This is a genomic window from Variovorax restrictus, from assembly GCF_051216715.1.
Taxonomy (GTDB): domain Bacteria; phylum Pseudomonadota; class Gammaproteobacteria; order Burkholderiales; family Burkholderiaceae_C; genus Variovorax.
On sequence record NZ_JBPJZH010000001.1, the window covers coordinates 1,852,063 to 1,865,692 of the forward strand.

Sequence of the window (13,630 nt, forward strand, 5' to 3'; positions counted from 1 at the left end):
TCAAAAAACAATGACGCGCATCTTATTCCGGCCTGCCCTGGCGCGCGTGGCCACATGGCTTTCCCTACTCGGGCTCGTGGCCTTGCTGAGCGCCTGCGGCAGCCTACCGGCGGTCAAGCACATGCCGCCGACCCTGTCGCTGGCGCCAGACCCGACGACGCCGCTGGCGAAGGTGCTCGCCGCCTCCACGCCGCCGGGTGAGCACTCCGGCTTCCGCCTCATGCCGCTGGGTGTCTATTCGCTGGACGCGCGCATCGAGCTGGCGCGGCGCGCACGGCACACGCTCGATGTCCAGTACTACGTGATCGCCAACGACGGGGCGGGGGGACTCTTGTTGCGCACGCTCAAGGAAGCGGCGCAGCGCGGTGTGCGCGTGCGCCTGCTGGTAGACGATCTCTACACCGCCAGCACCGATCAGATGCTGCTGGCCATGACGGCGACACCCAACATCGAGGTGCGCCTGTTCAACCCCTTCTGCTGCGCGCGTGGCAGCTTGGCGGGTCGCTTTGCCGCGTCGATCTTCGACATCTACCGGCTCAACCACCGCATGCACAACAAGCTCTTCATCGCCGACGGCGTGATGGGCGTGATGGGCGGGCGAAACATCGCCGACGAGTACTTCACGCTCAACAGCGCACAGAACTTCATCGACATGGACACGCTCGTCGTGGGCAAGGTGATCGAACAGCTGGCGAACATCTTCGACGCCTACTGGAACAGCGAAGAGGTCTACCCCATCGGCGAGATCGTGACGCCTTACGCCGGACGCACCGTGATGGAAAGCGACTTCGACGCGCGCGTTGGCTTGGGCGGGCCGCCGCCGAAGGTCATCCTGCCGCCGACCGATGTGCTGGGCTACGGGCCGATCGGTGAAGAGCTCGACGCGGGCCGCATTGGCTTCCTCTGGGGCGTGGCCAATGCGGTGGCCGATCCGCCGGCCAAGTTGCGTTCCATGACCAGCGACGAGGCCTTCGCGAGCAGCGTCACCGCGCGCTTCTGGCAGCGCCTGCTCACGGCCGAGAACCAGGTCGTCCTGACCTCGCCGTACTTGGTGCCGGGCGAGCGCGGCATGGCCGGCTTCAAGCAACTGCGCGACTGGGGCGTCGACGTGACGCTGCTGACCAACTCGCTGGCCGCCAACGACGAGCCGCTGGTGCACAGCGGCTACGTGCGCTACCGAAAGCGCTTGCTCGAAGAGGGCGTCGACCTGTACGAGCTGAGCCCGGCGCGCACCACGCGCAACAAGCGGCTGGGCGTGTTCGGCAGTTCGCTGGGTCGCCTGCACGCCAAGACGGCGGTGGTCGACAAGCACCTTGTCTTCCTCGGCTCGGTCAACCTCGACCCGCGCTCGGCGACGCAGAACACCGAGCTCGGCTTGGCCGTGTTCAGCCCGCAGCTGGCGCGCGAGATGCTGCGCATCATCAACATCAGCAAGCTCGAAAGCGCCTACCGCGTGCGCCTCGACCCGCCCACCGGCCGGCTCGAATGGCTGTCGATGGACGAGGACAAGGAGGTCGTGCTGTACGACGAGCCGGAGTCGAGCTGGCTGCAGCGCCTGAAGATCAACCTGCTCGGGCCTCTGGTGCCCGAGGATCTGCTCTAGGGTCTGCCGTGCGGCTTCAGCCGCCGTGGAACTTGACCACCAGCGGCACGATCAGCAGCGCCACGATGTTGATGATCTTGATCAGCGGATTGACGGCCGGGCCGGCCGTGTCCTTGTAGGGGTCGCCCACGGTGTCGCCGGTGACGGCCGCCTTGTGGGCCTCGCTGCCCTTGCCGCCGTGGTGGCCGTCCTCGATGTACTTCTTGGCGTTGTCCCACGCGCCGCCGCCGGTGCACATGCTGATGGCGACGAACAGGCCGGTGACGATGGTGCCCATCAGCAGCCCGCCCAGCGCCTTCGGCCCCAGCAGCAGGCCCACCAGGATCGGCACCACCACCGGCAGCAGCGACGGGATCATCATTTCCTTGATGGCTGCACCGGTCAGCATGCCGACGGCCTTGCCGTACTCGGGTTTGGCCGTGCCTTCCATGATGCCGGGGATCTCGCGGAACTGGCGGCGCACTTCCTCCACCACCGCGCCGGCCGCGCGGCCCACCGCTTCCATCGCCATCGCGCCGAAGAGGTAGGGAATCAGCCCGCCGATGAAGAGGCCCACGATCACCATCGGGTCGCTCAGGTTGAAGGTGATGGCCTGGCCGTAGCTTTCCAGCTTGTGCGTGTAGTCGGCGAAGAGCACCAGCGACGCGAGGCCGGCCGAGCCGATGGCGTAGCCCTTGGTCACGGCCTTGGTGGTGTTGCCCACCGCGTCGAGCGGGTCGGTCACGGCGCGCACGCTGGCGGGCAGCTCGGCCATCTCGGCGATGCCACCGGCGTTGTCGGTGATGGGGCCGTAGGCGTCGAGTGCGACCACGATGCCGGCCATGCTCAGCATGGCGGTCGCGGCGATGGCGATGCCGTAGAGCCCGGCCAGCGTGTACGACACGATGATCGCGATGCACACGAAGATCACCGGCCAGGCCGTCGAGCGCATCGACACGCCCAGCCCCGCGATGATGTTGGTGCCGTGGCCGGTGGTCGAGGCCTGCGCGATGTGCCGCACCGGCTTGTACTGCGTGCCGGTGTAGTACTCGGTGATCCACACCAGCGCGGCCGTCAGCACCAGGCCCACGGCGCAGGCGCCGAACAGCTTCATCGCGCTGCCCGTGGGCGCGATGGCGTTGTCAGGGATGAGCCATTGCGTGACGAAGTAGAAAGCGATGAGCGACAGGATGCCCGCCACCGCCAGCCCCTTGTAGAGCGCCGGCATCACGTTGGTCATGCCCGGCGACGCCTTCACGAAGAAGCAGCCGATGATCGACGCGATGATCGACACGCCGCCCAGCGCCAGCGGGTACAGCACCGCGTTGACCGGCGCTGCGGCCACCATCAGCGCACCGAGCACCATGGTCGCGATCAGCGTCACCGCGTAGGTCTCGAACAGGTCGGCCGCCATGCCGGCGCAGTCACCGACGTTGTCGCCCACGTTGTCGGCGATCACCGCCGGGTTGCGCGGATCGTCCTCGGGAATGCCGGCCTCTACCTTGCCCACCAGGTCGGCACCGACGTCGGCGCCCTTGGTGAAGATGCCGCCGCCCAGTCGGGCGAAGATCGAGATCAGCGACGAGCCGAAGGCGAAGCCGATCAGCGGGTTGAGCAGCGACGACAGGTTCTTGTCCGGCGTCAGGTTGCCGTTGCCGACCAGGAACCAGTAGAAGCCCGCCACGCCCAGCAGCCCGAGCCCCACCACCAGCATCCCGGTGATGGCGCCGCCGCGGAAGGCGACGTCGAGCGCCGGGCCGATGCCTTGCGTGGCGGCCTGCGCGGTGCGCACGTTGGCCCGCACCGACACGTTCATGCCGATGAAGCCGCAGGCGCCGGACAGCACGGCGCCGAGCACGAAGCCGACGGCCGTCGTCACGTCGAGAAAGATGCCGATCAGGATCGCCAGCACCAGGCCGACGGCTGCGATGGTGACGTACTGCTTGGCCAGGTAGGCCGCGGCGCCTTGCTGGATCGCCGCGGCGATCTCCTGCATGCGCGCGTTGCCGGGGTCTTTGGCGAGGATCCAGCTGCGGGCCCAGACGCCGTAGCCAACGGCCACGAGGCCGCAGACGATGGCGAGGACCAGAGGGGTGTTGCCGATCATGCTTGCATCTCCATTCGTTCGTTGTGACTTGTGGAGACGAAAGCCCAACCCGGTGCGCAACGCGTACGGGTCGAGGCTTCCGTCGCGTTGCTTCCTCGAAGCCTGCGCCCTCGATGGACGCAGGCCGATTGGCCAACGAGCGCAATTTACAGGCAAATGTCACAGCCTGTGCCATTCATTGCGGGTGCGGAAAGTAAACTCCGGGTTTCTCCGCACCCCGCCCCCATCCACCAACTACAGCGACAACACCATGTCTTTCGACAAAGTCTCTCCCGGCAAGAACGTTCCCGAAGCCTTCAACGTGGTCATCGAGATTCCGATGAACTCGGACCCGATCAAGTACGAAGTGGACAAGGAGTCGGGCGCGCTCTTCGTCGACCGCTTCATGACCACGGCGATGTACTACCCGGCCAACTACGGCTACGTGCCACAGACGCTCAGCGGCGACGGCGACCCGGTCGACGTGCTGGTGATCGCGCCGTACCCGCTGCTGCCCGGTGTGGTCGTGCCCTGCCGGCCGCTCGGCATCCTGATGATGGAAGACGAAGCCGGCGTCGACGGCAAGGTGCTGGCCGTGCCCACCACCAAGGTGCTGCCGATCTACAGCCACTGGAAGTCGATCGACGACGTGAACCCGATGCGCCTGAAGGCCATCAGCCACTTCTTCGAGCACTACAAGGACCTGGAAGAAGGCAAGTGGGTCAAGATCCTCGGCTGGGAAGGCATCGACTCCGCCAAGAAGGAAATTACCGACGGCCTCGCCAACTACGGCAAGAAGTAAGTCGACGTACCCCGCGGCCTGGCCTGGCCTGGATGCCAGGGCACCCGCGGAACTGGCTCCGCCAGGCCGCCGGGTGCGCCCCCTTGAGGGGGAGGCGCCGAAGGCGCATCGGGTGTGGGTGTCAGCCTACATGCCGAGGTAGCGGCCGGGCCGGTGGTGATCGTAAGCACGATGTTGAGCGCGACTGCACCGAGGATCGAGTACAGCACGCGCATCGGCTCGATCGAGACCAGCGCCAGCAGCACGATGGCGCAGTCGACGCCCATCTGCACCTTGCCCGCGCGCCAGCCGAAGCGGTCCTGCAGCCACAGCGCGAGCACGCCGACGCCGCCCAGGCTGCACTTGTGGCGAAACAAAATCAGGAAGCCGGTGCCGGTGATCAGCCCACCTACCAGCGCCGCATACACCGGCTGCAGCGAGGCGAAGGCCAGCAGCTGCGGCTGCAGTGTCGTCAGGGCCGACAGCAGCGCGACTGCGATGAAGGTCTTGACCGTGAACGCCACGCCCAGCTTGCGCCAGGCGAGCCAGTAGAAGGGCAGGTTGAGCACGAAGAACAACGGGCCGAAGCCGATGCCTGTCGCGTAATGCAGCAGGAAGGCGAGGCCCGCCGTGCCGCCCGTCAGCAGGCCGGCGGTGGTGAAGAAGGCGATGCCGACGGAGATCAGCAGGGTGCCGCTGACGATGGCCAGCGCGTCTTCGCTGCGGCTGTGCTTGCGGGAAGACAGGTCGTCGATGTCGGCGGGCGAGCTCATCGGCCGAGTGTCACTCGGGCTGGATGCCAGCTCGATGCGCCAGCGCAAGGTAGCGCGAGATTTCGTTTTCCATCAATGCGCGGAAGGCCGGCGCACCGATGGCCACCGGCTCCATGCCCTGTGTCTTCAACTGGGCCTGCAACGCAGGGTCGGCCATCACGGCCATGACGTCGCGCGACAGCTTCTGCACCACCGCGGGCGGCGTGCGGGCCGGCGCGGCGATGCCGTACCAGGCGTCGAAAGTCGCTTCCGGCAGTTTCTGTTCGGCCAGTGTCGCGATGTCGGGCAGCATGCTCGAGCGCGTCGCACCGACGATGCCCAGCGCGCGCAGCTTGCCCGACTTCACGTGCGGCGCCACCGAGGCTACCGTGTCGATGCCCATCTCGATCTCGCCGGCGATCAGCGCCACCGAACTCTGCGCGCTGCCGCGGTAGGGCACGTCCTGCAGCTTCACGTTGGCCGCCAGCGCGAACAGCTCGCCGGCCAGATGCGGACCCGAGCCGCTGCCGAAGGTGGCGTAGCGCACGCTCTTCGGGTTGGCCTTGGCGGCTGCGATCAGCTCGTTGATGGTGCGCCAGGGCGAGTTGGCATTGACCACCAGCACGAGCGGCGTGCGCGCCACGATGGCGATCGGTGCCAGATCGCGCAGCGGGTCGTAGGGCAGCTTGGCGCGCAGGGCCGGGTTCACCGTGTAGCTGGTCGAGCCCGACAGCAGCAGCGTGTAGCCGTCGGCCGGCGCCTTGGCGACGGCGTCGGTACCGATGATGGTCGAAGCCCCAGGCTTGTTGTCGATGACGACCGGTTGCTTGAGGCGATCGGCCAGCTTCTGCGCCATGGCACGCGCCACGATGTCGGTGCCGCCGCCCGGCGGGAAGGGCACGACCAGCTTAACGCTCTTGGTCGGCCAGGCGTCCTGGGCATGGACGGAGAGCACCGGCGCCGCCAGCAGTGCGGCGCCCAGTGCGAGGAGGGGAAGAAGGCGAAGGGTTTTCATGATCGATGAGGGATGAAGGTCAAAGCGTGGAGGTAGCGGCGGCGGCGCGCACGGCGCCGGTCTGCCACGGCGTAGCGCCGGCTTCGCCGAGGTCCCAGTAAAGGCCCGCCATGACCTGCAGGCCCTGGCGCACCACCGGTGCGAGCAGGTGTTCGTTGGGTGCGTGCTGCGCGCAGGCGGGGTACGAGTGCGGCACCCACAGCGTGGGCAGGCCCAGCAGGTCGGCGAAAACGTCGTTGGGCAGCGAGCCGGCCAGGTTCGGCAGCACGTCGGGCTGTTGGCCGGTGGTGCTCCGGATGGAGGTGCGCGCCCAGTCCACCCAGGGGTTGTCGGGGTCGAGCCGCGTCGCGGCGCCGGCCAGCGTGATGGCGACCTCGACATCGTCGAAGCCGTGTGCATCGAGGTGCGATCGAACGATCGCCGCGAGCTCCTGCCACGGCGTGCCGACCACGAAGCGCAACTGGCAGTGCGCGACGGCCTGGCCCGGGATGGCGTTGACCGGCCGCTGCGCCGAGCCGGCGCCCAGCGCCAGCACCTCGATGGTGTTCCAGGCCATCAGCCGTTCGGCGGCGCTCAAGCCGGGTTCGCCCCATCCTTCGCTCAGGGTCGGGTCGTCGGCGCCGCCGCCGATGGTGATGTCCGCAAGCGCCTTGCGCACCCCGGCCGAGATGGGCGGAGGCCGCAGGGCCTCGACCCGGATGCGGCCGCGCGCATCCGTCAGCGTCGCGACGGCGTGCGCAATGCGCGTGGCCGGGTTGGCCAGCGCGCCGCCCCAGTTGCCCGAGTGATAGGCCCGGGGACGCGCCTTGAGCGTCAGGCTGAAGTTGACCGCGCCACGCGAACCCATGAACAGGGTGGGGCGTGCAGCGCTCACCCGCGGCCCGTCGCAGGCGACGAACAGATCGGCGCGCAAGGCGTCACGGTGCGCCGTGCACACGGCGTGCAGGCCGGGCGACGCGGCTTCCTCGCCCATCTCGATGAGCAGGGTCACGTTGTAGCCGAGCCGGCCTTCGCGCGCCTGCAGCACGGCCGCCAGCGCGCCGATGTTGACGGTGTGCTGGCCCTTGTTGTCGGCGGTGCCGCGGCCGTACCAGCGCTCGCCTTCGACCGTGAGCGCCCACGGGCCGAGGCCCTCGCGCCACTGCGCGTCTTGCCCGCTGGTCACGTCGCCGTGGCCGTAGCTCAGCACGGTAGGCAGCGCAGGGTCTTCGATGCGACGCGCGATGAGGAACGGACCGCCCCCGTCGACGGGGTTCGGCACGACCTCGCAGGCGAAGCCTAGCGCGGTGAGCGGGGGCGCGAGTTCTTCGCGCAGGTAGGCGCCGAGCGCCGGCGTCGCGGTGCCGGTGTCGCTCTCGGTGCGGCGGGCGACGCGCCGCTGCAAGTCGGTGAAGAAGCGACCGTCGTCGAAGTATGCGCTGGCCAGATGGAGGGCGTCAAGGCGGTGCATGGGGTTCCTTTGCGTGGGATGCATGCAAGTGGAAGGCCTGGAAGCTGTTGCCGGTACTATCGATTTAGCAGCCTGGTGTTGCCCTGAAGGCAATGCTCACGGAAGGACCGCACCCAATGACACCCACGCTCCTCAGCATTCCGATGCGCTACTTCATGGAGGTGGCGCAAGCCGGCTCCGTCAACCAGGCCGCGGCCCGGCTCTTCGTCGCGGCCTCCGCGCTGAGCCGGCAGATCGCCAAGCTGGAGGCCAGCCTGGGCACGCCGTTGTTCGAGCGTCACGCGCGCGGCATGGTGCTCACGCCGGCCGGGCAGCGGCTCGCCGGCCACCTGCGCAATGCGCTGCTCGACACCGAACAGGTGATCGAGCAGGTGCGCAACCTCGGCGGGCAGGCCGCGGGACGGGTGCGTGTCTGCTGCACCGAAGGCTTCGCGGCGGGCTTTGTGCCGGCCCAGATGCGCGCTTTCCAGGCCGCTCACCCGACCAGCCAGATCGAGCTGCACGTCGGTGCGCCCGACGAGGTCAGTCGCCTGCTGCTGCACGGCGAGACGGACATCGGGCTGAAGTACATCACCGCCCCGGAGCCGGGCCTGCGGGTCGAGCATGCGGCGCCCGCGCCGGTGTTGGCAGTGATGCGGCCCGACCATCCGCTGGCGCGTGGCCGCGTCGTGCGACTGGCCGACGTGGTGCGCTATCCGCTGATGGTGGGCAGCAAGGGCGTGACGGCGCGGCAGCTGTTCGACCTGGCCTGCAGTGCGCAGGGGTTGCCGTACCGACCGGTGTTCGTGAGCAACTTCTCGTCGGTGATGCTGTCGCTGCTGCGCAGTCCGGAGGTGCTGCTGTCGGGCCTGCTGACGGTGTCGCACCTCATCGACGAAGGCGCGGTCGTGGCGCGGCCTTTCGACGAACCGATGCTGCAGCAGCGCCGGCTGCAGGCCCTGTCGCTCGAAGGCCGGACGCTGTCGCCGCCGGCGCAGGCCTTCGTGCAGCAGCTGGCGCAGGCCATCGGCGCAGGCGCGCGGCGCCGGCTGGGGCGAGCCCGGATCAAGGCTGCGACTTGAAGGGACTGCGCACGTCCAGGTGCTGCATGTAGTTCTCGACGCCTTCGCCTTCGCGCTCGAGGAAGCGCTTCACGGCATCGGCGAAGGCCGGGTGCGCCAGCCAGTGCGCGCTGGTCGTCTTCACCGGCATCAGCGCACGCGCCATCTTGTGCTCGCCCTGCGCGCCGCCTTCGAAGCGCTGCACGCCGTGGTCGATGCACCAGGCCAGCGGCTGGTAGTAGCAGGCATCGAAATGCAGGCAATCGACCCGCTCGAGGGCGCCCCAGTAGCGGCCGTAGGCGGCCTGCGGTGGGTCGCCAGCGGCACCGTCGACCGACAGCGCGATCAGGCTGGAGGCCATGGCCTTGCCGTCGCGTTCGGCGACGAAGAGCAGCCAGGCCTCGGGCAGCGTGTCGGCCATGCGCTGGAAGAAGTCGCGGCTGAGGTAGGGCGCGTTGCCGTGCTCGCGGTAGGTGCGGGCGTAGCAGCGGTAGAAGAAGTCCCAGTCGGCGGCCGAGATGTCGCTGCCGCGGGCCCAGCGGAAGCGCACGCCGGCGTCGGCGACCTTGCGGCGCTCCTGCCGGATCTTCTTGCGCTTGTCGTGCGAGAGGCTGGCGAGGAAGGCCTCGAAATCGGCATAGCCCGCGCCGCCGTCGACGGTCTGGTTCGACCAGTGGAACTGCACGGTGTTGCGCAGCATGAGGCCGTGGTCGGCGCAGGCGGCGATGTCCTCGTCGGCCCCGAAGAGCAGGTGCAGGGACGACAGCTCGGCCTCCGTGCAGAACTGCACGAGCCCCTGCACCAGCAGCGCGCGGCTGTCGGCGTCGCGCGCCAGCAGGCGCGTGCCGGGCACGGGCGTGAAGGGCACGGCGACGAGGGCCTTGGGGTAGTAGGCGAGCCCGTGCTGTTCGTAGGCGTTGGCCCAGGCCCAGTCGAACACGTACTCGCCGTAGGAGTGGTCCTTGATGTACAGCGGGCAGGCCGCGAGCATGGTCTGGCCGCGCCAGAGCGTGGCGAACTGCGGCGTCCAGCCGTGCTCGGGCGTGGCGCTGCCGCTGCGGTGCAGCGCGTCGAGGTACTCGTGGCGCATGAAGGGGCTGGGCGCGGCCTGCGCCGCGAGCAGGGCGTTCCATTGCGCGGCGTCGATCTCGCCGGGATCGGCATGAAAACGGAGGACGGGTTGATCCATGGATGCGTTTCAGTGCTTTCGCGCGCCGAGGTGTTCGGCGATGTAGATGCCGCCCAGCACGAGCGCCAGCGCCGTCGCGTGGTAGGCCGAGAGCGGCTCGCCCAGCACCATCACGGCGAGCAGCGGGCCGAAGATCGGCACCAGGTTCATGAACATCCCGGCGCGGGCCGGGCCGATCAGCGCGACGGCCTGCATGAAGGTCAGCTGCGAGATGAAGGAGGGCAGCAGGCCGATGAAGAGCACCAGGGCCCAGCCCTTGGCGCTCGGCAGGTACGACTGCCCCATCGCGATCTCCACCGCGACGAGCGGGAGCGACACCACCGCCGCGACGGCGGCCAACGCCGCGAAGAACACGATGGCCGGCACGGGCGGGCGCTGCCGCAGGCCCAGGGCGAAGCCCGCGTACAGCACGCAGGCGACGATGATCCACACGTCACCGAGGTTGAACTGCAGCGCTGCCAGTCGAGCGAATTCGCCCTGCGAGGCGACGACGGCGATGCCGCTCAGCGTCAGGACCGCGCCGATCACCTGGAGGCGAGAAATGCGCGTGCCGTAGAGAAGCAGGCTGCCGATCAGCACGAGCACCGGGATGGTGCCCTGGATGATTGCGATGTTGATCGCCGTGGTGTGGTGCGCGGCGGCATAGAACAGCGCGTTGAAGCCGGTGAAGCCGAGCGCGCCCATCAGCACGATGGAGCGCCAGCGCGGCAGCAGGCTGCGCCAGTGCGTGGCGATCTGGGTGCGGGCCGTCAGCGCCAGCGCGACGCAGCACACGGCCCAGCGCAGACAGGTCAGCAGCATCGGTGGGATCTCGCCGACCGCCAGCCGCGCCGCGACGGAATTCGCCCCCCAGGTCAGCATGGTGAAGACGAGCAGGACGTAAGCCCGATCGTTGAACCACTGGAAGCAGGAGCCGAAGAAAGAAGAAGGTCCGGTGAAACTGGCGCGCATCGCAGGGTGAGCGTACCAGTCCGGACCGGGACACGTTACGCTATCGACCAATCAACTCCACCGACTCTCAGGACGACAAGCCCATGAAACTCATCACCGTCATCGTCAAACCTTTCAAGCTCGACGACGTGCGCGAGGCCCTCGCGGAGGTCGGCGTGTCCGGCCTCACGGTGACCGAGGTCAAGGGCTTCGGCCGTCAGAAGGGGCACACCGAGCTCTACCGCGGCGCCGAGTACGTGGTCGACTTCCTGCCGAAGATGAAGATCGAGGTGGTGGTCAACGACGGTGACCTCGAGCGCTGCGTCGAAGCCATCGTCAGCGCCGCGCGCACCGGCAAGATCGGCGACGGCAAGATCTTCGTCACCGAGGTCGAGCGCGTCGTGCGCATCCGCACCGGCGAAGAGGGCGAAGCGGCGGTCTGAGCCGCAGGCTCAGAGCACTTCCGCCAGGTGCTCGCCGCCATGGCGGCCGGCTTCGTCGACCAGCGCTTCGAGCAGCGGCGCGGTGTCGGTGCCGCTGCGGATGAGCCCCATCTGCCAGTCGCTCATGAAGCCTTCGCGCACGCAGTTCGCCAGGAAGGCGAGCAGGCCGTCGTAGTAGCCGGCGCTGTTGAGGATGCCGACCGGCTTGTCGTGGTAGCCGAGCTGGCGCCAGGTCCAGATCTCGAACAGTTCCTCGAAGGTGCCGATGCCGCCTGCGATCGCCAGGAAGGCGTCGGCCCGCTCGCCCATCATGGCCTTGCGCTCGTGCATGGTGTCGACGATGTGCAGCTCGTCGCACAGCGTGTTGGCGAGTTCCTTGTCGACCAGGGCCTTGGGGATGATGCCGACCACGCGGCCACCGGCTCGGCGGGTGGCCTCGGCCACGGTGCCCATCAGACCGGTGCGGCCGCCGCCGTAGACCAGTTGGCCGCCGCGTTCGCCGATCCATTGGCCGACGGCCTCGGCCACGTGGGTGAATTCGGGGCGCTCGCCGGGTCGGGAGCCGCAATAGACGCAAATCGAAAAAGCAGGAGTCATGGCTCGATCATGCCGTGGCTGCGTGACGGCTGCCAATCAGGGCGTGGCGAAGCGATGCCAGAGCGCGGCCAGCCAGACGGCACTGCACAACAGGATCGACAACAGCACCGCGGCGCTGCCCAGGTCTTTCGCGGTCTTGGAGAAGCTGTGCCATTCGGGGCCGATGCGGTCGATCGCCGCTTCGATGCCGCTGTTGAGCAGCTCGACGACCAGCACCAGCACCACCAGGGCGGCCAGCAGTGCGGTTTCGACCCAGCTGCGCCCGACCCAGAAGGCCGCCGGCAGCATGACGGCGGCGCAGGCCACCTCCTGGCGGAAGGCGGCCTCTTTCCAGCCGGCACGAAAACCGTCCAGCGAGATCAGTGCGGCGTGCCAGACGCGGGACAGGCCGCGCCGCGTCTTCTGCGGATTGGCAGGAGCCGGGGTGCTCATCGCCGACTCATCGGCCGCGACGTGACCAGTTGCGTGCCAGCCCAGGCGTCGTGCCAGAACTGCTGGCGGGGATGGAAGCGTGCCAGCAGCGCCCACACCACCACCCAGCCGCTGATGAGCAGGGCGGATTCGGCACCCGACAGCTTGAACGGTGCGATGGCCGCGAGCGGCGGCAGGAACCAGACCCAGCTCAGCAGGTAGCGCGCGAGGGCCCGGCCCTGCGTGACCGCGTGGCCTGCTCGGTCGACGAGGCGGATATTCCAGGTTTTCATCGCCAGCGTCTGGCCCTTGGCCCAGAACCAGACGAAATACACGCCGAACACCACGAACAGGAAGGCCTGAAGGAGGTGCCGGCGCGAGTCCATCGCGTCGCGCATCTGGCCCAGCGTGCTGAACAGCCAGCCAGCCACGAAGACCACCGCGAAGAGCAGCATGCCTTCGTAGAGCCAGCAAGCCATGCGGCGCCACAGCCCGGGGGTCTGCAGGGCGGGCGCGCCGGCCGGCCCGCCGGAGGGGTCGGCGACAGGGGAACTCGGATTCATCGACGCAAGGAGATCAGGGCAGGGGGGCCACAGGGGCCGGCGGCGGCATGACGGGCGTCGGCGCCAGCGCCTCCGCGGGTGGAACGGGCGTCGTGATCATAGGCGCTGGCGCCACGGCCTCGGGCGGCGGCGTCAGCTGGATGCGCGGGCTGTGCTGCCCCTTGGCAGCGTCGGCCGGGACAGGTGCCAGCTTCTGGGCCGGCACCGGCCGGATCGTGGCGGTCGCTCCCGGCGGTCGCGGCGTGGCGCTTTCCGCCAGGCGGCGCTTTTGTTCGGGTGTGAGGGCCTGGTAGGCCTCCCACTTGGCCTTGCGCTCGTCGGCCGGTACCTGCTTCACTTCCGCGAAGTTGAAGCGTGCCTGATCGCGCTGGTGTCGGCTCAGGGCCGCCCATTCCGTCATGCGGCTGCGCAGCGTCGCCTTGTCTTCGGGCGACAGCTTGGAATGGTTGCGCGACAGGGTCAGCCATTTGCGCTTGTGGCCTTCGCTCAGGGTGTCCCAGTCGGCGGCCAGCGGCTGCAGCGCCTGCTGTTGCTTGGCACTCAGGTCGCGCCAGAGCGGCTTGGCGGCAGGCTTGGGCGCCGCAGCCGGCGGTGTCGCTGCCGAGGAGCCTGGCTGCGCCTGAACCTGCGCCATCGAGCTCGCGACGCCCAACAGGACCAGCGCACCTATGAGCCCTCCGGCCACTCGCGCACCGAGTGAACGCGACAGGATGGCGTGGGCAGCGGAGACGCGGTGGAAGGTCATGCAGCGGCCCGGTCAGGGGCGGGAAAGGACAAACAAGGAACGGCGA

Annotated in this window: 13 protein-coding genes and 1 pseudogene; 4 read left to right on the forward strand and 10 right to left on the reverse strand. The window is 68.5% G+C overall.

The features are described from left to right. Positions 1 to 10 precede the first annotated feature (10 nt). Positions 11 to 1,603 carry a phospholipase D family protein gene (locus tag ACSFA0_RS08770; protein WP_435449808.1) on the forward strand — a complete coding sequence of 531 codons (1,593 nt, stop codon included), beginning with the start codon at positions 11 to 13 and terminating at the stop codon, positions 1,601 to 1,603. 16 nt (positions 1,604 to 1,619) lie between these two features. On the opposite strand, the gene ACSFA0_RS08775 is transcribed toward ACSFA0_RS08770, so the two are convergent. Further along, positions 1,620 to 3,689, reverse strand: a complete 2,070-nt coding sequence (locus ACSFA0_RS08775) for a sodium-translocating pyrophosphatase (RefSeq protein ID WP_435449809.1) — start codon at positions 3,687 to 3,689, stop codon at positions 1,620 to 1,622. 250 nt (positions 3,690 to 3,939) lie between these two features. Here ACSFA0_RS08775 and ppa point away from each other — a divergent pair, with 250 nt between their 5' ends. Then, positions 3,940 to 4,470 carry an inorganic diphosphatase gene (ppa, locus tag ACSFA0_RS08780; RefSeq protein ID WP_435449810.1) on the forward strand — a complete coding sequence of 177 codons (531 nt, stop codon included), beginning with the start codon at positions 3,940 to 3,942 and terminating at the stop codon, positions 4,468 to 4,470. Positions 4,471 to 4,596: 126 nt separating this feature from the next. On the opposite strand, the pseudogene ACSFA0_RS08785 reads toward ppa, so the two are convergent. From ACSFA0_RS08785 to ACSFA0_RS08795, 3 genes and pseudogenes are all read right to left on the reverse strand, one after another. Then, positions 4,597 to 5,222 (reverse strand): annotated as a pseudogene (locus ACSFA0_RS08785) (YitT family protein). Positions 5,223 to 5,232: 10 nt separating this feature from the next. Continuing rightward, the gene (locus tag ACSFA0_RS08790) at positions 5,233 to 6,216 is read right to left on the reverse strand and encodes a Bug family tripartite tricarboxylate transporter substrate binding protein (RefSeq protein WP_435449811.1); all 984 of its coding nucleotides are present in this window, start codon (positions 6,214 to 6,216) and stop codon (positions 5,233 to 5,235) included. Positions 6,217 to 6,235: 19 nt separating this feature from the next. Beyond that, positions 6,236 to 7,666, reverse strand: a complete 1,431-nt coding sequence (locus ACSFA0_RS08795) for a M20 family metallopeptidase (RefSeq protein ID WP_435449812.1) — start codon at positions 7,664 to 7,666, stop codon at positions 6,236 to 6,238. Positions 7,667 to 7,782: 116 nt separating this feature from the next. Between ACSFA0_RS08795 and ACSFA0_RS08800 the strand changes: the two genes are divergently transcribed. Beyond that, complete coding sequence (locus tag ACSFA0_RS08800; protein WP_435449813.1) at positions 7,783 to 8,727, forward strand: LysR family transcriptional regulator; 945 nt, start codon at positions 7,783 to 7,785, stop codon at positions 8,725 to 8,727. Here the strand turns inward: ACSFA0_RS08800 and ACSFA0_RS08805 are convergent. Further along, positions 8,711 to 9,895, reverse strand: a complete 1,185-nt coding sequence (locus tag ACSFA0_RS08805) for a GNAT family N-acetyltransferase (RefSeq protein ID WP_435449814.1) — start codon at positions 9,893 to 9,895, stop codon at positions 8,711 to 8,713. The two genes, ACSFA0_RS08800 and ACSFA0_RS08805, sit on opposite strands and share 17 nt — an antisense overlap. A 9-nt stretch (positions 9,896 to 9,904) precedes the next feature. Continuing rightward, complete coding sequence (locus ACSFA0_RS08810; RefSeq protein ID WP_435449815.1) at positions 9,905 to 10,846, reverse strand: DMT family transporter; 942 nt, start codon at positions 10,844 to 10,846, stop codon at positions 9,905 to 9,907. 83 nt (positions 10,847 to 10,929) lie between these two features. On the opposite strand from ACSFA0_RS08810, the gene ACSFA0_RS08815 reads away from it, so the two are divergent. After that, positions 10,930 to 11,268 (forward strand): P-II family nitrogen regulator, encoded by a 339-nt coding sequence (locus ACSFA0_RS08815; protein ID WP_435449816.1) that lies wholly within the window; start codon positions 10,930 to 10,932, stop codon positions 11,266 to 11,268. A 9-nt stretch (positions 11,269 to 11,277) separates the two neighbouring features. Here ACSFA0_RS08815 and ACSFA0_RS08820 read toward each other — a convergent pair whose 3' ends face one another. Genes ACSFA0_RS08820 through ACSFA0_RS08835 form a run of 4 tightly spaced genes read right to left on the reverse strand, consistent with a single transcriptional unit; the run spans position 11,278 to position 13,584 of the window. Continuing rightward, positions 11,278 to 11,865 carry an LOG family protein gene (locus ACSFA0_RS08820; protein ID WP_435449817.1) on the reverse strand — a complete coding sequence of 196 codons (588 nt, stop codon included), beginning with the start codon at positions 11,863 to 11,865 and terminating at the stop codon, positions 11,278 to 11,280. A gap of 36 nt (positions 11,866 to 11,901) precedes the next feature. Next, positions 11,902 to 12,297, reverse strand: a complete 396-nt coding sequence (locus tag ACSFA0_RS08825; RefSeq protein ID WP_435449818.1) for a diacylglycerol kinase — start codon at positions 12,295 to 12,297, stop codon at positions 11,902 to 11,904. Next, positions 12,294 to 12,839, reverse strand: coding sequence for an RDD family protein (locus tag ACSFA0_RS08830; RefSeq protein ID WP_435449819.1), 546 nt, complete (start codon positions 12,837 to 12,839; stop codon positions 12,294 to 12,296). Before ACSFA0_RS08830 ends, ACSFA0_RS08825 begins: the two co-directional genes overlap by 4 nt. A gap of 13 nt (positions 12,840 to 12,852) precedes the next feature. Then, entirely contained in the window at positions 12,853 to 13,584 is a 732-nt protein-coding gene (locus ACSFA0_RS08835) for a DUF3106 domain-containing protein (protein WP_435449820.1), read from the reverse strand. Positions 13,585 to 13,630: the final 46 nt, after the last annotated feature.